A 19,125-nucleotide genomic window follows, 5' to 3' on the forward strand; every position below is an offset into this window, starting at 1 on the left:
TGTGTGCATCGGATAATGGGTCAACGGGCAGCCGGCGTAGGACCGTCGGGCTGCAGCGGGCCGCGCGCGCGGAGTACCCTTCCGTGATCACTGGAGACGGGCGTCCAGACGCAGAAGGCGGTGCACGGGTGAGCTCGGGAGGTCTGGAGCTGCCCCCTGGTGACAGCAGTCACGAGGGTGGCCCGGCGGGCGCCCCAGGTGGTGTCCCCGGCGGGGCACCGGTGGGGCTCCCGGCCGGAGCGGTCTCCCTGGAGGGCGGTCCGGCGGCGGCCGGGAGTGCGGGGGCCGGGAGCGCCGGCGTAGAGCTGGACTGGGGCGCGGAGGCCTGGACCGAGGTCCGCACCCGGGCGCAGCGGGCCGGCCGTGCGTACATCTGGCTGAATCTCATCGAACAGCGGCTGCGTTCCGTGGTCGGCGCGGTGCTCCGGCCGATCTACGAACCGGTGCACGGCACGGACGACTGGGTCGTCGCCGCCGCCGGACCCGCCGGGCAGGAATGGGTCCAGCGGGCCGTCGCCGTGCGCGAGGTCAGCCGGCGCAAGGGTTACCTGCTCGACTCGGCCGACGACAACGTGCTCAGCTTCCTGACGCTGCCCCAGCTGCGGGAGCTGATGGTCCAGCACTGGCCGTGCTTCGAGCCGTACTTCGACGACCGGCGCGAGATCGAGCTCGCCCTGGACGAGCTGGAGGTCACCCGCAACGTCGTCTCCCGCAACCGGGCCCTGTCCCGGCCTGTGCTGGAGCAGGCGGAACGGGCCTCGGCGCGGCTGCTGGAGGTGCTGGGCGGGGTCTCCGGCAGCCCCTCGGCGGAGCGGCTGCCGATCGACGCCGTCGAGGACCTGGTGGGCGACCGGTACGCGGACGTCATCTCGGTCCACCCGGACCGGGTACGGCTGCAGCGGCAGCTCCCGGCCGAGGACCTCTTCGGGGGCGCGCGGCGGCTCGACGCCATCGGCATAGGGCTCAACCTGCTGGTCCAGAACTTCTCGGGCCGAAGACTCGTCCGGCTCACGGAGGCCGGCTGCCGGGTGCGGCTGCTGTTCCTGAACCCGGCGAGCAGCGCGGTGAAGCGGCGCGAGCGGGAACTGGGGCTGCGCAAGGGCGAACTGAGCCGCTCGGTGGAGATGAACATCCTGCACGTGCGCCGGGTCCGGGCGGGCCTGCGGGACCCCTCCCGCTTCGAGATCCACGTCTTCGACGAGACCCCGCGCTTCACCGCCTACCTGGTGGAGGGCCAGTCCTCCGGCATCGCGGTGGTCCAGTCGTACCTGCGACGGGCGCGCGGCATGGAATCCCCCGTCCTGGTGCTGCGGGGCGGCGGGCGCGGAGTGCCGAAGGACGCGGAGCACGGGCTGTTCACGACGTACCGGGAGGAGTTCGAGTCGATGTGGGAGGACTCCCGGCCGGTGTCCTGAGACGTGGCCCACAGGACGGGGCCCGGCCCCCCGAGGGGGGCGTCGTCCGGCTTGTCAGTGCCCCGTGGCAGGCTGAAACCCGTTGACCGAAGGTGTACGGGGGAGGGGCACGGGGTGGAGGACTGGCGCGGCATGGGGGACTGGCACGGCGGTGTGCTGATCGGATTCGACCTGGAGACGACCGGCACGGAACCGGGGGAGTCGCGGATCGTCACGGCGGCCCTCGTCGAGGTGCGGGGCGGTGCGGTGCGCGAGCGGCGCGGCTGGCTCGCGGATCCGGGGATACCGATCCCGGAGGGGGCCTCGGCGATCCACGGGATCAGTACGGAGCGCGCGGTCGCCGAGGGCCGCCCGGTGCGGGAGGTCGCGGACGAGGTCGCGCAGGCCCTGGTCGGCCACTGGCGCGCCGGCGCGGTGGTCGTCGCGTACAACGCGGCCTTTTATCCCCGCACGCCAGGCGCGTCTCAGGTGTCTCATGGCGAAACGCGGCGCCGGCCGGCAGCCCACGCCGGAATGGTGGCGGCGTGATGAGCTGGATCAGTGGGCCATTGGTGGCCTTCGACCTGGAGACCACGGGCACCGACGTCGAGACCGACCGCATTGTGACGGCGGCGGTCGTGCAGCTGGATCCGGACGGATCCGTCTCGGCTGAACGGACCTGGCTGCTGAATCCCGGCGTGGCCATACCCGAGCAGGCATCGGCGATCCATGGCATCTCGACGGAACACGCTCGCGAGCACGGGGTACCGGCTGCTTCAGCCATCGAGGAGATCGCGCAGGTCGTCGCCGAGGGGCTGCGCTCGGGGACGCCTTTGGTGGTGATGAACGCACGCTACGACCTGTCGCTGCTGGACCGCGAGTGTCGGCGCTACGAGATCGAGTCGATCAGCGAGCGGCTGGGCAGTGTGCCTTCGCCCGTCATCGATCCGCTGGTGATCGACAAGCACATCGACAAGTACCGGAAGGGCAAGAGGGCTCTCCACGCGTTGTGTACTCACTACGGCGTGTCGCTCGATGACGCGCACAATGCGAGTGCCGACGCCGTGGCCGCCGCCCGCGTGGTGCGACGCATGGGTGAGAAGCACCAGCCCGTCGGCCTGATGCCATTGGCGGATCTGCATGACCTTCAGGTGCGCGCGGCGGCTGAACAGTCGGTCTCGTTGCAGGCCTATCTGCGGCGTACCGCGGATCCGACGACAGTCGTCGAGCCGGCCTGGCCGCTCATTCCCCAGAGGCGATGACCGCGCTGGTCATCACTCTCCGGGCGCGAGAGCCTGCAGGTGGGAGAGGGTGATCCGACGTCGTGGAAGGTCGACGTCCAGAATCTTGACGGTGAGGCTGTCTCCGACCTGAACAACATCCTCGGGCCGGTCCACGTGTCCTTCGGCCAGCTCGGTGAGGTGCACGAAGCCTTCGAGGCCGTCCTCTCTGTCTTCGATACGGACGAAGGCGCCGAACGGTACGAGTTTGGTCACGACGCCGTTCGTGGTCTGGCCGACCTGCTGTATGAACTGCGGCATCGGGTCCTCGCGCAAGGCCTTCAGGGACAGCGGAACACGCTCGCGCACCAGGTCGACGTCGAGGATCTCGGCCGAGATCTCCTGGCCGACGGCGACAATGTCGGAGGGGTGATCGAAACGGCGCCAGGACAGCTCGGGAATGTTGATCATCGCGGTGAAGCCGCCGATGTCCACGAAGGTCACACCGAAGCTGGCGATCTTCGTGACCGTGCCCGTGCAGATCTGCCCACGGTGGAGAGTCTTCAGAAAGGCCCAGTTCCGGTCGCTCGGCGTCGGCTCGGTCCTCCACCGCGCGCGCAAGACGCCATCGCTGTCGGGCAGGACCGCGGTGAACAGCGGGTGGCGTTCGTCGAGGGCCAAGGACAGGGCCGTAGCGGCACGGGCGCCTGCCACCTGGACGGCCAGTTGCGGGTACTCGGACTCGTCGGCGATCGTGCTGGTGATCAGCCCGTTCTTGTCCTCCCAGACGACTTCTACCGAGCCGTCGTCGGGCAGTGCGGCGAGAACCGCATCGACGTCGGTGGACAGATCCGGCCAGACGGTCAACTGGGCGCGGGGCGTGAGCCGGGCTCGTACCGCATCGAGGGTGTCTTCGGTGAGGCGGTGCCAGCGGGAGGCGTTGTAGAGGTATCCCTCCTCCAATATCGCTGCCTGCCGCGCGGCGATGGACCAGCGTAGGCGGGCCCAGAAGTCCTCGTCGGCGGGCCGCTGCACGCCGGGTTCGTCGAAGTCCGCGTTGTAGGGCGAGGCCTCCAGCCGCTCCGGGAAGAGCCCAAGAGCCCGGGTGCGGGCAAAGGCGCGCTCGCAGGGCTTGTCGCTGCTGACGTAGACGTACTGGTCCCAACCGACCTGCACGTCGAACCTGTCCTCCACCGCCAGACGGCACCAGGCACCGTTGTCGCGGAGCATGCCCCTGACCAGCTCCAGGCCGAGGGAGACGGGCACCTCCGCACCGTCGTGGAACCCGCTGAGGTCGGGCGGGAAGAGCCCGGCAAGGCCGTGGCCGTCGATCGTCGGCTCCAGACCGAAGTGGGCGAGGCCGGAGATCCCCGGCTCACGAATGGCCAGATGGTCGATTCCGGTGTCCTCGGCGAAGGCGGCAATCGCTTGCAGATATGCAGCCTCGACCGGTCCGTGGTCGCTGGTCGAGTCCTCAGCGCCGATATAGCTGCCGTGCTCGTCGCGGCCGGCAGGGTCGTACTTGGTGATCCGGTAGACGAAAGACGGCACGTTGCTCCCCGTGGTTGTTGACGATGCTCGCTCAGCAGTCGATCTCGTGATCGGGAGCGTAGGGCGGGATGGGCCGGCGCATCGCCGCCTTGAGGATGGCCAGCGGGATCACCTTCTGCAAGCGGGATACCGTGCCGCATCAGGTCGCATCGATCACCGGCGATCGATACGAGTGACGCGATCGCTTCGCTCAGCTGCCTTGGAGAGACGCTGGTTCTCCAGTGTGAGGAGCTGAACCTGCTGTGCGAGGACGTTGATCGAGGAGCGCAGCTCCCGGACCTCGCGCGCATGCTCTTGGCGGAGTCGGCGCTCGGCACCCTTCAGGGCCTGGACCTCCTGCCGGAGGGACGCTGAGGGCGTGGCTGCTTCTTCTCGATCGGCTACGAGGTTTCGGAACTCTGCCAGAACATGGGGGTAGCGGTAGGCGCTGGCTCTGCTGATGCCGGCTTCAACAGCGAGTGATGCGACGGTCAGGGAACCGTCGCTACAGGTGGGCTCTCCCCGGAGTAGGCGTTCGGAAGCCCCTCGGAGGGCTGATTCGGTTGCGTCAGTTGTTGGCACAGTCGATACCCTCGATCACTTTGGTGACGTCGTTGAGGTGCCCTCGCAGAGCCGTTCGCTGGAGATCGGAGAGGCCGACGAAGGCCAGCGCGCGCTCGGTATCTCCGCGTGCCGCTTCCCACCCGCTGCGATGCCGGGTCGTGATGGTCGAGTTCCCGCAGCGATCGGGGCGGCAGCTGTTGAGCAGAGGTCGGTCCTCGCCGCTCGGCGTACGGCACAAAGCGGTCTCGGGCTGGTAGTAGCAGTCGTTGAGCGTTCCGATGTGCAGGGTGCGTGCGGAGGCCTTGAGCATGGAGTGCAGGCGCCGCTCATCGACGACCCTGCCTGGGAAATCTTGGAGCTCTTGCTGTACTCGTGCGAACTCGTTGTCCGTCCGGGGTCCGCCCGGGGAGGTCGAGCGTACGCCTGCCTTGAAATCCTCGTAGCGCTCCACGACGTCGGCCAGGCGGGCCAGCGCCTCCACAGCAGCCACCTCCGCGCGAAAGCCAGAGGAGGAAGTACCCGCGTACCCCTCGAACATGGCCACGGAGAGATGCTTGTACTGAATCATCCCGGCCACGGTGCCGAAAGGGCGGTGCGCGATGTGCCAGGCCACGGTCCTGCGGAACTGGCGGGTCGTAAGGTTCCACGGTTCTCCATCGACATCGGGCACCGGAAATCCGATGCCGACGCAGTGAGCCAGGAACTCGTTGAGGTTGTCATTCATGCGGTTGGCAGAGATCGTCGAGTGCGGTCGTCCTGTTACCGGGCGGCAGAACAGCAGGTCACGGTGGGGCAGGCGTTGCAGGACTTCGATGGCTTGCGCGACGGGCTCGATGACGACCCAGCTCTCCGGTGTGCCTCGCCCACCCTTGATGAGTTGGGAGCGCACCTTGTGCCGGACGACGACACCGTCTGCGCTCCGCTCAGTGAAGTGGCAGCCGTCCCGGAGTTCTTTGACTTCGGAGTCGCGCATGCCGGACAGGTAGGCGATGAGGATGTAGCAGGCGGCCCGCAGGAGCCGTTCCTCATGGGAAACGGCGGGAGGGCTGAACCTGTCCCGCCACGGCCGCCCGGTCTGCGGATGTGGAGTGATGGGTGTGTCCATGCCGCCGGGCTCGGGCCCGAGCCGCTCCAGTGCGCTCACGATGTGGTTGGCGTAGGAGCCGCTGGCGACCCCTCGTCCTGCTCCCGACTTACGCATGATGTACGTGTAGGCGGGTGAACCGGCCAGGTGAGGTTGGAGACCGGCGCCATCCAGCACCGGGACACCTCGCCCGTCGGCTGCGAGGCCGTCGAGGTAGCGGTCCAGGCGGGCGAGTGACTGCCCGTGGATCTCATTGACGGAGGCTTGCAGTTCCATCAGCTCCGCACGCGCGTCGATGATGTCCGATGCCGCGGTGCGGACGTAGACCAGGGCCGCCTGTACCAGCGGGGCGATGACCTGGGGCGGGATTCGGGGCGTTTGGTTCTCGTGCTTGCTGACGACAGGGCCGCCGATGATGCGTGTGAGGGGGCGGCCGTTCCAGGGATTGGTCGCCAGTGCGTCCGTCGGCATGGCCTCTGCCGCGAGGTGGAGGCGTGGGATGACCTGGAGGCGGTGACGCATGCCGCTGTGCGTCAGTTCATCGGCCCGGCAGTGAACCAGGTAGGAATCGAGAAACCGGCTGCGTCACGGCGTCCAGGCGGAGCCCGTCGTGTTCGGAGTCGAGGAATCGGAGGAAACACCGTAGGTTCCACCACTCAGCCGACACTGTCGAGATGGACGGAAGGGGACCGCGAACGGGGCGGGTGTTGAGTCTCCAGAACAGGAACTCGCGCGCCGCCTCGCGCCGTGTGACATCGCTGAGTGACTCGAAGTCGATGAAGAACTCGCTGGCGTAGCGGTTCCCGGCATGCCCGGCGACCGCGAGATTCCAGACGCGGTCTCCGAATCGCGGCATGAGGGATGGATCAGCGGTGAGGGGGCGTCCGGACAGTACGGCTGTCGCGTCGGAAGGACGGCTGGCGGCGACACTGCGTGGAAGGCTGTGCGGGCATCAGTGGCCTCCCAACAGGTTGTGGGGAAGAAAGAGCAGGCGTTCGGAAGACTCGGCGATTGCCCTGGCGTCCAGCACGTCACGCTGGCTGAACCTCGGGAGGATCAATTGCAGAATCTGCTGGTGAGCGTTGCCGAACCGTGCTTCCCACTCCGCTGCGGGCGTCTTGGCCCGTTCAGTCTGGATGTGGTTGAGGAAGGCCAGGATTGCTGGGAGTTTCCTTCGGGTGATAACGGCATTACTACACCCCAGGCAGGCGAAGAAGGAGACTGGGCAGGGCTTTCCTTTGACTCCGAAAGGCGAGTCGAAGAAGCTGCGGCAGGACGACAACCATAGGTCGGATTCGCCGGATAGGAGTGGCGGTAGTTGCTCGGCCGGGATCCCAAGCAACTCAACTGCATCCGTCGGTTGTTGAGTGAGGCGCTCTTCCTCTTCCGGCGTCAGGATCGCGGGAGTCTGGGCGTCAGCGAGTGCGTCCTGCAGGCCGTCTGCCACGGCCTGTTCGTGGAGAGCACGCAGTGAGGGGATGTCTGCGTAGTGCGCCGCGGCGACGTCCGGCGAATGGCCCTGCACGAACGCCGACATCCTGCCGCCGGTCACCTTGTAGACAGCGGCCTTGTGTGTCTTCCGCAGTCGCGACAGGCGCAGGTCGAAGGGTTTCCCGGCATCCGTGAGCCGGTGTGCCGAGACGAAGCTTCGAGCCGCACTCGACGCAGCTCCGGCGCTGAGTCCGGCGGACAGGATCCCATCCTTCGTTCTGAACTGCCAAAGCGCCGGCGAGTCGGTGGCCTCTCTGACAGGCGCTGTGAGCCGCAAGGCCAGCCGAAGCAGCCCGCCGGGTGAGTTGGATGAACCGTCTCGGACCCTGATCGTGTTCCATTCCTGGCCGTGCCGCCGTCGCTTGAGATGTTCGACCTGCACATAGCCCCGGTTGGGATTCTGCAAGCAGTCGGTGGTCAGCTCTCTGGCCGCTTCTACCTCCATGCCGCTTTCGAGACAGAACAGCAGGAGCAGAGCGAACACGTCGCGGCTGGTCGGGTACACCAAGGGTGCAAGACGGCCGGGAGTGTGCGCATTGGCCAGTGCCGTGCCGACAAGATCGGCCAACTGTGTCCGTGTGAAGGTCCCGTGAGTCCGGGAGATTTCCCACAACACATTCGGGTCGGAGTCCCAGCCTGCGATCCGCGGGTCCTGCCCCCGTGCGAGAAGCGCCGGCCCGTCCAGCGTCAGGCGTCGGACCGCGCCATCGACATCGGAACGTGCGGCAATGCGTAGCTGCTCGACGAGGTGCGGCGAGTAGGCGTCGCGAGGGGTATAGGAGCCGACCGGGCCAGTGGATGTGTAGGAGAGTCTCCGGAGCATCGAGGGGGATAGTCCCTGGTCCTTCTCACCGAGTCGGCGCAAGATCCACACGACGTTAGCGATACGCGCGTAGGGAGTCCGGGAGAATACTGGATGGCCCTCCCGGAGGTGGCTCTCGAATCCGTCGAGGTGGTGCGGAAGGAGGTCACTGACACGGATGTTCATCGCTTCCGTGGAGTCGAGCCACCGCACCCACAGCAGGCACGAGCGCGCGCGATTGCGGAGCGTATGTGGTGAACCAGTTCCCTGCCCCACGTCGCACGAAGCCGCCAACTCGGCTCCCAGAGCCCCCAGCAGCCGCTGCTGCGGCTCCCGGGTCCAGTCCACGACGGCCGTCCGGTTGTCCGGGAAGGTGACCTCGAACCTCAGAAGTCCGAGCGTGGCCGGAGCCGGGTCGACGACCTGGAGTGAGGGTGCGTTCAATCGGCCCTTACGCCGCCCCCGGCCTACCACGGGTTCGCTCCCGGTGCCTGAGCAGAGGAGTTGTCGATCTGATGCGACACGTGATGTGCCGTGTCTACGACCTCGGACGTCCAGGCATCCACCGCGCCGTCGATCAGAGCCTGGGCCTGGTCGGTACAGTCGAGGTAGATGTACGTCGTGGTGATCGAGGAATGCCCCAACAGACGGCGAAGGTGATCGAGTGGGTCGCCGATGATGCGTCGGTACACGCCGTCGCTCATCTCGCCCTTCTCCACCGAGCCGATCTGTTCCTGGATCAACGCGGACAGCAGATGCACGGCGAAGGTGTGCCTGAGGACGTGGGGTGTGGCGTCGACGTCGATCCCGCGCGTGCGGCACCTCTCCGAGGCCCGCACGAAGACCGACTCCCAGGCCGACAGAGACACGGGTCGCCCTTCCTGGCCGAGCCAGACGCACGCCGGGCCGAGGGAACGGCCCTGATCGTCAACGAGGTACAGGCGGGATCGGAGTGCCGGCGGCAGACGTGACCAGGGGACCCTTCGGAGCCTGCCGTCTTTCATAGGTACCCGCACACCTCGCCGGTCGGCTTGACTCCCCAGCACCGCGCCTGCAGGCAGCGGACAGCCGCGGGCACGCCAGCGGTCCAGCATCAGGGAGCGCTCGATCTCCACGTAGTCGGCCACGGCGCGCAGGACTCGACGGGGCAAGAGGATCTTGCGTCCCTTGTCCCGCTTGGCAGTCGGCGGCGCCAGGTCGAAGGGCACGCTCTTCGTGTTCCTCTGGCCGTCCAGGGCCGGGAGTTCCGGCCAGCAGAGCGAGGCGGCCTCCTCGATGCGCAAGCCAGTGGTGACCAGCAGCTCGGCCATGACGACGTTTCGCTCCGCATTACGGCCTCGGAAGCTCGAATCAGCGGTGCCCGTCCGCAGCTGACCCCGTAGGCCGATGTCGCGGAAGGCCGCGTAGTGGGGAACGGAAAGGAACTTCACGTTTCCGCGTTTGGCGGCTTTCTCTACTGCACGGTTGTTGCGGACGCGTACATGCTGCCCGGAGCCAGTGCGCCGCGAGCTCTCGTAGTACTTGAACGGCGTTCGCTCGATCAGAGCCTCGTCCACCGCCCATGTGTAGAACTTGTCCACGGCAGCGACGCCCCGGTTCCAGGTCGAGGCCGAGACAACCTGTGTCGGATCGGGAGAGACCCGCCGGGCTCGATGGAAGGCGGTGACGTCGTCACGGTCGGCGTGCCACAGGGTCTTGCCGCGATGTTCCTGGAGGAACCGTCCCCAGGTCAGCAGGTCCAGAGCATAGGCACGCCAGGAATGTGCCGACCTCACCCCGAGGGTCGGCAAGGACCACAGGAATCGGTTGAGTTGGATGTCGTAGCTGCCGTCATCGCTGAGGATGAACGGTGCACCGGCATGTAATCCGTGCCGTGCGAGCGCCTTCGTCGCGTCGCTTACCCCGGCGGCTTCCAGCGCATCCGGGTCGGTGAAGAAGATCTCCATCTGATCGCACCCCCTGACCCATCAACGACATGGGGGATCGTGAGACACGGTTGTGCGTGGATAAGGCCTTCGACCTGACCCTGCTGACGGCCGAACTGGCCCGGCACGGGCTGCCGTCGCTGGCCGACCGGCTGGGCGGGGCACAGACCGGGCCGGTGGTGGACCCGCTGACCATCGACCGGGCCGTGGACCGCTACCGGCGGGGCAAGCGGACCCTGGAGGCGGTCTGCGGGGTGTACGGGGTCACCCTCGACGACGCGCACGACGCGGGGGCGGACGCGCTGGCCGCGGTCCAGGTGGCCCGCGCGATAGCCGAGCGCCATCCGGAGGTGGCCGCGCTCACCCCGGCCGACCTGCACGCGCAGCAGAGCAGCTGGCACGCGCGCTGGGCCCGGGACTTCCAGTCCTACCTGCGCCGTCAGGGCACCCCGGACGCGGTGATCGACGCGGCCTGGCCGCTGCGGGGCCTGGTCCCGGCCTGATCGGCCGCCCCGCGTGAAAGGCGGACGGGCGGACCCGTACGAGTGCGTCGAACCTGAATTTCACCGCGGGGCAGACGATTCCGAACCTGGTCGTCGTCCCCGTCGTGAACGGCAAGGTCAGCTTCTACAACCACGCGGGATCGGTACACCTGATCGCCGACGTGGCCGGCTACTACACGTCGTAGAGCCGGAACGGGGTGTCCTGCCCTGCGCCCGCGGGCGCAGGGCAGGACACCCCTAGAACGAACGCCACTGCGTTTCCCGGTCGCCGTCCCTGAGGGAGGCCACGCGGCGGCGGAATTCGGCCAGTGCCTTCGGGTTCGCGGGGGCGTGCTGGGCGACCCAGGCGCAGCTGGCCGTCTCCCGGGCGCCGCGCAGGACCGCGCAGCCGGCCCAGTCACGCACGTCCCATCCGTACGCCGCCACGAAGGCCTCGTACTCACCGGCGGGCATGCCGTACCGGTCGCGGGAGAGCGCCATCACCACCAGGTCGTGCTCGCGCAGATCGGCCGACACGGTCTCCAGGTCGACCAGGGCCGGGCCGTCCGGGCCCACGTGGACGTTGCGCGGCAGGGCGTCGCCGTGGATCGGGCCCCGGGCCAGCCGCGGGGTCAGGGCCGCCACCTCGCCGGTGTAGGCGTCCCGGCGGGCCCGCAGATAGGCGGCGTCGGCCGGGTCGACGGCGTCCCCCGCCAGCCGCAGCCAGCGCTCGACCCCGCCCAGCAGGTCCCGGGCGGGCAGGGCGAACGGCGGCTCGGGCAGCGCGTGCACGAGGCGCAGCAGCGCCGCCAGGTCCGCGGGTCCGGTCGGCCGGACCGCCTCCGGCAGCCGGTGCCAGAGGGTCAGCGGGTGCCCGTCCACCAGCCGCGGCTTCGGTTCGGCCGCGCGGACCGCCGGGACCCCGCAGGCGGCCAGCCAGCCGGACACCGCGAGCTCCCGCTCGGCCCGCTCCAGCAGCGCCGCCTCCCGGCCCACCTTCACCACCAGGTCGCCGACGGCGAAGACCGCGTTCTCGCCGAGCGCGAGGAGGGCCGCCTCCCCGGGCGCGCCCCGGGGCAGGCCCGCTGCCGCCAGTACGTTCCTCGCCCGCGCCTCGTCCATACCGCCGGCCCCGCCCCTCACCGTGGATCCACTGTCGCCCGTCAGTATGTGGTGGCTTCCGGCGGGTGGCCCGATCCTGTAGTCATGGGCGCTGCACACGACGGACGCGCTGCACACGACGGACGCGCTGAACACGACGGACGCGCTGAACACGACGGACGCGCTGAACACGACGGACGGGCCGGATCCGCCGACCGCGGCCCCGCGGTGGTGACACGGCGCGCCCTGCGCACCACCCTCTCCGCGTGCGTCTCGTTCTTCGTGTGCCTGTACGCGCTGGACCGGCCGGTCGCGGCGACGTACGCGCTGTTCGCCGTGGTGTCGATGGCCGCCCTCTCCCACATCCCCGGCACCGGACGCCAGCGGGCGGCCGTCATGGTCAGGACGACGCCCGTGGCCTGGGTGCTGCTGACCCTCGGTACCCACCTCGCGATCCGGACCTGGAGCGCCGTGGCCGGCATGTTCCTGATCGGCTTCGCCCTGGCCTTCGTGGCGGCGGCCGGGCCCCGTGCGGCGGGCGCCACGCCCGGGCTGCAACTGCTCTACATCCTGCCGTGCTTCCCGCCGTACGCCCCGGACACCCTGGGCGAACGGCTCGTGGGGGCCACCTTCGGCCTCATGCTGCTGGTCCTCGCCGAGCTCTACGTGCTGCCCGAGCGGCCAGGGCCCTCCTACCGCCGGCTGGCCGCCGACGCGGCGCAGACCGCCGCCCGGTGCGCCGCCGAGCTGGGCCGCGCGCCGTACACGCTCTCGGCCGCCTCCGCGGAGCAGGCCCGGGCGGCCGGCGAGGCGCTGCGGCCCTTCCATGTCGACGAGGCCGACCGCCCTGCCGGGCCGGGCCTGCGGGACCGCGCCCTCACCCATGCGGGCCTGGCCGCCCGTGCGCTGCTGGGCCGCGTGGTGAGCCTGCCCCCGCCGCCCCCGGGCCCGCTTCCGACGGAGCACGAGCCCGGGGTGCTGGCCGCGGTCGGCGGGGCCACGACCGAGACCGCGGCCCTGCTGACCGGCACGGGGGACTCGACCGCCGCGGCCGACACCCTGCGCCGGGTACGGGAGGAGGCCGGGTCCGCGGCCTCGCGGGAGCCCCCCACGACCCCGGCGCCCGGCCGCCGCCGGGCGGCGGTGCTGGAGGTGGCGGACGCCGCGCAGGCTCTGGCGACGGCGTCCGAACTGGCCGTACGGGGCCGGCACGCCCGGCTCCCGGACGACAGCGACGCCCGCCGTTTCTGGTACGCCGGCCAGCTCGCGCCGCGCCTGTGGTGGCACCGGCTCGCGGGAAACGCCGACCGCCGGTCCGTGCACTTCCAGAACGCCGTGCGCATCAGCCTCGCGCTCGCGGCGGCCCGTACGATCGCGGGCGTGGACTCGCTGCCGCACGGCTTCTGGGCGATGCTCGCGGTCCTCAGCCTGACCCGGACCACGGCCGCCCAGACCCGGGCGACCGTACGGGTGGCCCTCGCCGGAACGCTGCTCGGAGCGACCCTCACGGCGCTCCTGCTGGCCGTGATCGGGGGCCACACCACCATCTACGCCATCGTCCTGCCGGTCGTGATGCTCACGGCGTTCCGGGTGGGGCCGGTGCGGGGCGTGGGCTGGGCCCAGGGCATGTTCACCCTGGTCGTGGCCTTCGTCTTCGCGCAGCTGGCGCCCGTGACGTGGCAGCTCGCCGAGGTCAGGCTGCTCGACGTGATCATCGGCAGCATGATCGGGGTCGTGTTCGGGCTGCTGGCCTGGCCGCGCGGCGCGCAGCGGGAGCTGCACCGGGCGGTCGCCCTGCTCCTGACGCGGGAGGCCGAGACGGTCGAGCACACCACGGCCGCCGTGGTGGCGGGCGGGCCGGGGCGCACACCGGACGACGAACCGCTCCAGCACGCCCTGGTGCTGGCCGAGTCCGCGTGGGCGCAGCATCAGAGCGAGCCGCGGCCGCCCGCCGGCCCCGACGCCCCCGACCGTGACTGGCAGGCGGCCATGATGACGGGCCATCACGTGCTGTGGGGCTCGCGGCGGCTGCTCGGCCGCGGAGGACCGGCCGTCGATCCGCAGGACAGCGCGCTGCTGGACGGCCGGGCGGAGGGGGTGGCCGGCCGGATGCGCTGGGCGGCGGAACGGGCCGGGACCTGGCCGCGCGCCCCGGATCCTGCGAACGGCGCGGACGCCCCGCGGGGTCCACTGCCGGGCCCCGGGGAGGCCGGGGACGACCCGGTGGGTGCCGCCCCGCCGCGGTTCTACTCCGCCCTGGTCTGGCTGGACTCGCTGGCCGTCGACGTGAACCGCATGACGGCGTCCGGCGCCCGCCCGTCCGGCAAGGCGGGCGGTGGTCCCGGCTGACCGGCCCGAGGCAAAGACGTTGCACGAGACGTATCGTCTCGCTTATGGTGCGATCATGACCGCAGCCAAGCCCGCCCACATCGCCATGTTCTCCATCGCCGCCCACGGGCACGTGAACCCGAGCATCGAGGTGATCCGCGAACTCGTGGCCCGTGGCCACCGCGTCAGCTACGCCATCCCCGCCTCGTTCGCCGACAAGATCGCGGAGACCGGTGCCACGCCCGTGATCTACACCTCCACCCTCCCCACCGACGACGACCCGGAGGCCTGGGGCACCGAGCTCATCGACAACCTGGAGCCCTTCCTGAAGGACGCCGTCCAGGCGCTCCCGCAGCTCGCCGCCGCCTTCGAGGGCGACGAGCCGGACCTCGTCCTGCACGACATCACCTCCTACCCCGCGCCCGCACTCGCCCACCGCTGGGGAGTCCCCGCCGTCTCCCTCTCCCCGAACCTCGTCGCATGGGAGGGGTACGAGCAGGAGGTGGCCGAGCCGATGTTCGCCGGGCTGAAGGCCTCCGAGCGCGGCAAGGCGTACTACGCGGCCTTCGCGGCCTGGCTCACCGAGAACGGCCTCGGCGACCAGGTCGACCGCTTCCAGGGCCGCCCGCGCCGCGGGCTCGTCCTGATCCCGAGGGCGCTCCAGCCGCACGCCGACCGCGTCGACACCTCCGTACACACCTTCGTCGGGGCCTGTCAGGGCGACCGCAGTGCGACCCGGGGCGGCTGGCACCGGCCCGCGGCCGCCGAGGGCAAGAAGGTCGTGCTCGTCTCGCTCGGCTCCGCCTTCACCAAGCAGCCCGCCTTCTACCGCGCCTGCCTCGAGGCCTTCGCGGACCTGCCCGACTGGTACGTCGTCCTCCAGATCGGCAAGTTCACCGACGAGGCCGAGCTGGGCGCGGTCCCGGCCAACGCGGAGGTCCACCGATGGGTCCCCCAGCTGGACATCCTGCGCCAGGCCGACGCCTTCATCACCCACGCGGGCGCCGGCGGCAGCCAGGAGGGGCTCGCCACCGCCACCCCGATGATCGCCGTCCCGCAGGCCGTCGACCAGTTCGGCAACGCCGACATGCTCGTCTCGCTGGGCGTGGCCCGCCACGTCCCGATGGCGGAGGCGGACGCCACCACCCTGCGCGAGGCGGTCCTCGAGCTGGTCGCCGACCCCGAGGTCGCCGCCCGCGCCGGGGCCGTCCGCGCGCAGATGGCCACCGAGGGCGGCACCCGGCAGGCCGCCGACCTCATCGAGGCCGAACTGACACCCCCTAGGGTGCGCTCATGACGAAGAAGGCCATCACGAAGAAGTACGCGGCGCTGCTGCGCGGGATCAATGTCGGCGGGAGCAGGAAGGTCCCGATGGCGGAGCTGCGCTCCGTGCTGGAGGGACTCGGCCACGGCGACGTGCAGACGTACCTGCAGAGCGGCAACGCCGTCTTCAGCAGCACGGAGCAGGACCCGGCGGCGCTCGCCCGGGAGCTGGAGGCGGCCATCGAGGCCCACTTCGGCTTCCGGGTGGCGTGCCTCGTACTGGACGGCGCGTACCTGCGGGCCGTCCTCGGGGCCTGCCCGTTCCCGGCCGCGGAGCTGGAGGGCAAGCAGCTGCACGCCACCTTCTGCTCCCGGCAGCCCGGCCCGGAGCGTTTCGCCGCGCTCGTCGAAGCCTCGTACCTCCCCGAGGAGTACCGGGTCGGCGACCGCGTCGTGTACCTCTACGCTCCCGACGGCCTGGGCCGCTCCAAGCTCGCCGAGGCACTCGCCAGACCCGCCGTCGTCAAGGGCCTCGACGTGACCACCCGCAACTGGAACACCGTCGTCAAACTCGTGGAGTTGACCGGCGCCTGACCCCCCGGCCTCGGGCGAGCGCGTCCAGCAGTTCCACCTCGCGCGCCGTGAGCCGGATCGCCGCCGCCTCCAGGTTCTCCGCCAGGTGTACGAGGGAACCTGTGCCCGGAGCCGGGCACAGGACCGGGGAGTGGTGCAGCAGCCACGCCAGGGCGATCCGGCCCGCGCTCGCCCCGTGGGCCGCCGCCACCGAAGTGAGGGCGGCCGCGTTCTCGCGGGTCAGGGCGCCACTGCCCAGGGGGTAGTACGGGAGGAAGGCGATCCCGTGCGCCTCGCACAGCGCGAGCACCTCCGCCGAGCCGCGGTCCAGCAGGTTGTACGGGTTCTGCACCGAGGCGATCGGGGTCGACTCCAGCGCCGACCGCAGCTGCGGCGCGGTGACGGTGTCCAGCCCGATGTGCCGGATCAGGCCCGCCGCCCGCAACTGCGCCAGCGCGCCCAGCTGTTCGGCCATCGGCACGGCAGGGTCGAAACGGTGCAGCTGGTAGAGGTCGATCCGGTCCACCCGCAGCCGCCGCAGGCTCGCCTCGCACTGGGCCCGCAACTGCTCGGGGCGGCCCGCCGCATGCCACCGGTCGGGGCCGGTGCGCACCACCCCGCCCTTCGTGGCCACGACGAGCCCCTCCCGGTACGGGTGCAGGGCCTCGGCGATCAGCTCCTCGGCCAGCTCGGGGCCGTAGTTGTCGGCGGTGTCGATGAGGGTGACCCCGCGCTCCACCGCCGCTGTCAGGAGCGCCCGGGCCTCGGCCCGCCCGCCGCGCGGACCCCAGTAGCCGGGGCCGACCAGGCCGCCCGTGCCGAGCCCGAGCCGCCGCACGGGCAGCTCCCCGCCGAGATCCAGTACCCCGTTCACCATGCCCCGACGGTAACCCAGGGGGCGGGATGTGCCAGGCTCGTGGCATGCGTTACATCATCATCGGCGCGGGCGCGGTCGGCGCCACCATCGGCGGACGGCTCGCGGAGGCGGGCGGCGAGGTCGTCCTCGTCGCCCGCGGCGCGCACGCGCAGGCCCTGCGGGCCGACGGGCTGCGGCTCACGACGGCCGACGGGACCCGGGTGCACCGGCTGCCCGTGGTCACCGGACCGGCCGAACTGGGCGAACTGCGGCCCGACGACGTTCTGTTGCTGACCGTGAAGACCCAGGACGCCATCGCCGCGCTCGACGCGTGGGGCGACACGGAGGTCGCGGGCGGCGGCACCGCGGCGCAGCGACTGCCGGTGCTGTGCGCGCAGAACGGCGTGGAGAGCGAGCGGCTGGCCCTACGGCGCTTCGCGCGCGTGTACGGGGTGTGCGTATGGCTGCCCGCCACCTTCCTCGAGCCGGGCGTGGTCTCGGCGCTGTGCGCGCCGCTGACCGGCATCCTGCACCTGGGCCGGGCGGCCGGCGGCACGGACGCCGTGACCCGGGCCGTCGCGGCGGACCTCGGCAAGGCCGGCTTCGAGGCGCCGCAGGCCGAGGACGTGATGCGGTGGAAGTACGCGAAGCTGCTGGGGAACCTGGGCAACGCGATCCAGGCGACGACCGGCCCGGAGCCGGATCCGGCGAAGGCGGCGCTGCTGCTGCGAGCCGTCCGCGAGGGGAAGGCCGCCTTCGGGGCGGCGGCCATCGCGTACGCCTCGGACGCCGAGCAGTCGGTGGCCCGCGACGGCAAGGTGGACCAGCCGGCGGGCGTGCGGGGCGGCTCGTCCTGGCAGAGCCTGGCCCGGGGGACGGGCTCGGTCGAGGCGGACTACCTCAACGGGGAGATCTCCCTGCTGGGCCGTCTCCACGGGGTGCCGACCCCGGTGAACGACGTCCTGCGGCACGCCGCGAACATCTTCGCGCGCGAGGGCCTGCCGCCGGGTGCGATGTCCATCGAGGACCTGACGGCCCTCGCCGACGAGGCCGCCGCCCGCGCGTGAACGCAGCCGGGGCGTGAGAACCGCCCCCGGCGGGGGCCGTGCCCGGCTGTGAGCAGTGCCTGCGCGTGGGCAGTGCCCCGGCGTGAGCCCTGACCCATTCGGATGACCCGGCGGTGCGCCGGGCGGGGGGCACCTGGGGTGGAGCGGGTCGGGCTGTTCGTCGTCATCGTGCTCGGCGAGTCCGTACGGGGGCTGGTGACCTCGACGGACGACACGTGGACCGCCCGCGCCGGAGCCGTGGCCGTGCTCGGGTTCGCGCTGCCGGCCGCGCTGTGGTGGTCGTACTTCGACTTCGGCTCCACGTCGGCAGAGCTCGTCCTCGGCTCGGCCAGGGCGCGCGGGCCTACCTGCTGGCACGCGACGTCGCCGGGTTCCTCCACTACTTCGTGACCGCCGGGATCCCCTGCAGGGCGGCCGGGCTGGCCACCGCGGTCTGGGCCCTGGCCGGGGGCCTCGCCCTCCACCACGCGGCCCACGCCGTGACCGCCCTGCGCTTCGGCCGGTGCGTCCCGGGCGTGGCGGTCCGGGCCGTGCCGGGCATCGCGATCCCGGTCCTGGTGGCCGTGGCCCCGAACGCCCTCGCGCCCTGGCTGTTGGTCCTGCTGCCCGCCGCCGAGGCGATCGCCCACCTGCTGTACGCCCGCACCCTCTCGGCCCGCCGCCGCAAAGCGGCCGCCGCCTGACGGTCATGCAGTCAGTGCGGCCAGCCGGGCCGGGGCCGTCGCGGCCGCGTCGAAGCGGCGCAGCAGCAGCCGGGCCAGTTCCGGGGCCGCGCCCAGGACGTCCGCGACGACGTCCGCGCCCGCCGCCTGCGCGCCGGCCGCGATGCGGTCCGGGAGGCGGCCCGGGGCGATGACGTACGGGGCCACCGCCACCCGCTCGAAGCCCTCGGCCCGCAGGGCCCGTACGGCGTCCTCCGTACGGGGCAGTGCAGCGGAGGCGAACGCAGGCCGCACGGCGCACCAACCGGTGTGCCGCCACTCCCGCGCGGTTTCAGCGATCACTGCGATCGCCTCCGGGTCCGTGGAGCCGGCGGACGCGAGTACCACCGCGGTGGTGGCGCGGTCCGCCGGGGTGAGGCCGGCTTCGGAGAGCCGGCGTTCGAGGGCGGTCAGCAGGAGCGGGGACGGTCCGAGGACGTCCGCCACCCGCACCGACAGCCCCGGCAGGCGCGAGGTCGACTCGGCGAGGGCCGCCGGGATGTCGGACTTCGCGTGGAAGGCGCGGGTCAGCAGCAGCGGGAGCGCCACGACCTCCCGTACGCCGGAGAGGTAGAGCGAGGACAGGGCCTGCCCCACCGACGGGGTGTTGAAGTCCAGGAAGGCCGTCTCCACGCGCAGCCCCGGCCGCAGCGCCCGCACCCGCCCGGTGAGGGCGTGCACGGTCGCCGCGTGCCGCGGGTCGCGGCTGCCGTGGGCGATGACCAGGAGTGCGCGGGACACGGC

General features: G+C 71.1%; 15 protein-coding genes and 2 pseudogenes. 10 read left to right on the forward strand and 7 right to left on the reverse strand.

Translation table 11 applies throughout. From position 1 onward, the window contains the following. Positions 1 to 128: 128 nt before the first annotated feature. The 3 genes and pseudogenes from ACGFZK_RS04325 to ACGFZK_RS04335 all read left to right on the forward strand — a co-directional run bounded on the left by ACGFZK_RS04325 (position 129) and on the right by ACGFZK_RS04335 (position 2,656). On the forward strand, positions 129 to 1,415 hold the full coding sequence (locus tag ACGFZK_RS04325) for an SAV2148 family HEPN domain-containing protein (protein ID WP_393847319.1): 1,287 nt from the start codon (positions 129 to 131) through the stop codon (positions 1,413 to 1,415). Between the two features lie 132 nt (positions 1,416 to 1,547). Beyond that, a pseudogene (locus tag ACGFZK_RS04330) lies at positions 1,548 to 1,895 on the forward strand (exonuclease domain-containing protein); the annotation flags it as partial. Between the two features lie 47 nt (positions 1,896 to 1,942). Then, complete coding sequence (locus ACGFZK_RS04335) at positions 1,943 to 2,656, forward strand: 3'-5' exonuclease (protein WP_393847320.1); 714 nt, start codon at positions 1,943 to 1,945, stop codon at positions 2,654 to 2,656. A 12-nt stretch (positions 2,657 to 2,668) separates the two neighbouring features. Here the strand turns inward: ACGFZK_RS04335 and ACGFZK_RS04340 are convergent, their stop codons facing one another. The 4 genes from ACGFZK_RS04340 to ACGFZK_RS04355 all read right to left on the reverse strand — a co-directional run bounded on the left by ACGFZK_RS04340 (position 2,669) and on the right by ACGFZK_RS04355 (position 10,031). Continuing rightward, the gene (locus ACGFZK_RS04340) at positions 2,669 to 4,165 is read right to left on the reverse strand and encodes a S1 RNA-binding domain-containing protein (protein WP_393847321.1); all 1,497 of its coding nucleotides are present in this window, start codon (positions 4,163 to 4,165) and stop codon (positions 2,669 to 2,671) included. Between the two features lie 547 nt (positions 4,166 to 4,712). After that, positions 4,713 to 6,314 carry an integrase gene (locus tag ACGFZK_RS04345; RefSeq protein ID WP_393847322.1) on the reverse strand — a complete coding sequence of 534 codons (1,602 nt, stop codon included), beginning with the start codon at positions 6,312 to 6,314 and terminating at the stop codon, positions 4,713 to 4,715. 430 nt (positions 6,315 to 6,744) lie between these two features. Then, positions 6,745 to 8,529 carry a hypothetical protein gene (locus ACGFZK_RS04350; protein ID WP_393847323.1) on the reverse strand — a complete coding sequence of 595 codons (1,785 nt, stop codon included), beginning with the start codon at positions 8,527 to 8,529 and terminating at the stop codon, positions 6,745 to 6,747. Positions 8,530 to 8,552: 23 nt separating this feature from the next. Further along, the gene (locus ACGFZK_RS04355) at positions 8,553 to 10,031 is read right to left on the reverse strand and encodes a tyrosine-type recombinase/integrase (protein WP_393847324.1); all 1,479 of its coding nucleotides are present in this window, start codon (positions 10,029 to 10,031) and stop codon (positions 8,553 to 8,555) included. A gap of 65 nt (positions 10,032 to 10,096) precedes the next feature. On the opposite strand from ACGFZK_RS04355, the pseudogene ACGFZK_RS04360 reads away from it, so the two are divergent. Then, positions 10,097 to 10,513 (forward strand): annotated as a pseudogene (locus ACGFZK_RS04360) (3'-5' exonuclease); the annotation flags it as partial. A 237-nt stretch (positions 10,514 to 10,750) separates the two neighbouring features. Here ACGFZK_RS04360 and ACGFZK_RS04365 read toward each other — a convergent pair. Further along, positions 10,751 to 11,614 carry a phosphotransferase enzyme family protein gene (locus ACGFZK_RS04365; protein WP_393847325.1) on the reverse strand — a complete coding sequence of 288 codons (864 nt, stop codon included), beginning with the start codon at positions 11,612 to 11,614 and terminating at the stop codon, positions 10,751 to 10,753. Positions 11,615 to 11,824: 210 nt separating this feature from the next. Between ACGFZK_RS04365 and ACGFZK_RS04370 the strand changes: the two genes are divergently transcribed. Genes ACGFZK_RS04370 through ACGFZK_RS04380 form a run of 3 tightly spaced genes read left to right on the forward strand, consistent with a single transcriptional unit; the run spans position 11,825 to position 15,778 of the window. Then, positions 11,825 to 13,942: an FUSC family protein gene (locus ACGFZK_RS04370; RefSeq protein WP_393847326.1), complete on the forward strand. Its 2,118-nt coding sequence runs from the start codon at positions 11,825 to 11,827 to the stop codon at positions 13,940 to 13,942. A gap of 55 nt (positions 13,943 to 13,997) precedes the next feature. Beyond that, positions 13,998 to 15,218, forward strand: coding sequence for a macrolide-inactivating glycosyltransferase (mgt, locus tag ACGFZK_RS04375; protein ID WP_393847327.1), 1,221 nt, complete (start codon positions 13,998 to 14,000; stop codon positions 15,216 to 15,218). Next, the gene (locus ACGFZK_RS04380; protein ID WP_393847328.1) at positions 15,215 to 15,778 is read left to right on the forward strand and encodes a DUF1697 domain-containing protein; all 564 of its coding nucleotides are present in this window, start codon (positions 15,215 to 15,217) and stop codon (positions 15,776 to 15,778) included. Before mgt ends, ACGFZK_RS04380 begins: the two co-directional genes overlap by 4 nt. On the opposite strand, the gene ACGFZK_RS04385 is transcribed toward ACGFZK_RS04380, so the two are convergent. Beyond that, positions 15,750 to 16,634 carry an aldo/keto reductase gene (locus ACGFZK_RS04385; RefSeq protein ID WP_393847329.1) on the reverse strand — a complete coding sequence of 295 codons (885 nt, stop codon included), beginning with the start codon at positions 16,632 to 16,634 and terminating at the stop codon, positions 15,750 to 15,752. The genes ACGFZK_RS04380 and ACGFZK_RS04385 overlap by 29 nt on opposite strands. 44 nt (positions 16,635 to 16,678) lie before the next feature. On the opposite strand from ACGFZK_RS04385, the gene ACGFZK_RS04390 reads away from it, so the two are divergent. From ACGFZK_RS04390 to ACGFZK_RS04400, 3 genes are all read left to right on the forward strand, one after another. Further along, positions 16,679 to 17,680, forward strand: coding sequence for a ketopantoate reductase family protein (locus ACGFZK_RS04390; RefSeq protein ID WP_393847330.1), 1,002 nt, complete (start codon positions 16,679 to 16,681; stop codon positions 17,678 to 17,680). 138 nt (positions 17,681 to 17,818) lie between these two features. Beyond that, complete coding sequence (locus ACGFZK_RS04395; RefSeq protein WP_393847331.1) at positions 17,819 to 18,070, forward strand: low temperature requirement protein A; 252 nt, start codon at positions 17,819 to 17,821, stop codon at positions 18,068 to 18,070. Beyond that, positions 18,067 to 18,363 carry a hypothetical protein gene (locus ACGFZK_RS04400; protein ID WP_393847332.1) on the forward strand — a complete coding sequence of 99 codons (297 nt, stop codon included), beginning with the start codon at positions 18,067 to 18,069 and terminating at the stop codon, positions 18,361 to 18,363. The genes ACGFZK_RS04395 and ACGFZK_RS04400 overlap by 4 nt, the downstream gene beginning before the upstream one ends. Before the next feature lie 3 nt (positions 18,364 to 18,366). Here ACGFZK_RS04400 and ACGFZK_RS04405 read toward each other — a convergent pair whose 3' ends face one another. After that, on the reverse strand, positions 18,367 to 19,122 hold the full coding sequence (locus ACGFZK_RS04405) for a sirohydrochlorin chelatase (protein ID WP_393847333.1): 756 nt from the start codon (positions 19,120 to 19,122) through the stop codon (positions 18,367 to 18,369). Positions 19,123 to 19,125 lie beyond the last annotated feature (3 nt).

The organism is Streptomyces sp. NPDC048257, assembly GCF_043201855.1.
Classification (GTDB): Bacteria; Actinomycetota; Actinomycetes; order Streptomycetales; family Streptomycetaceae; genus Streptomyces.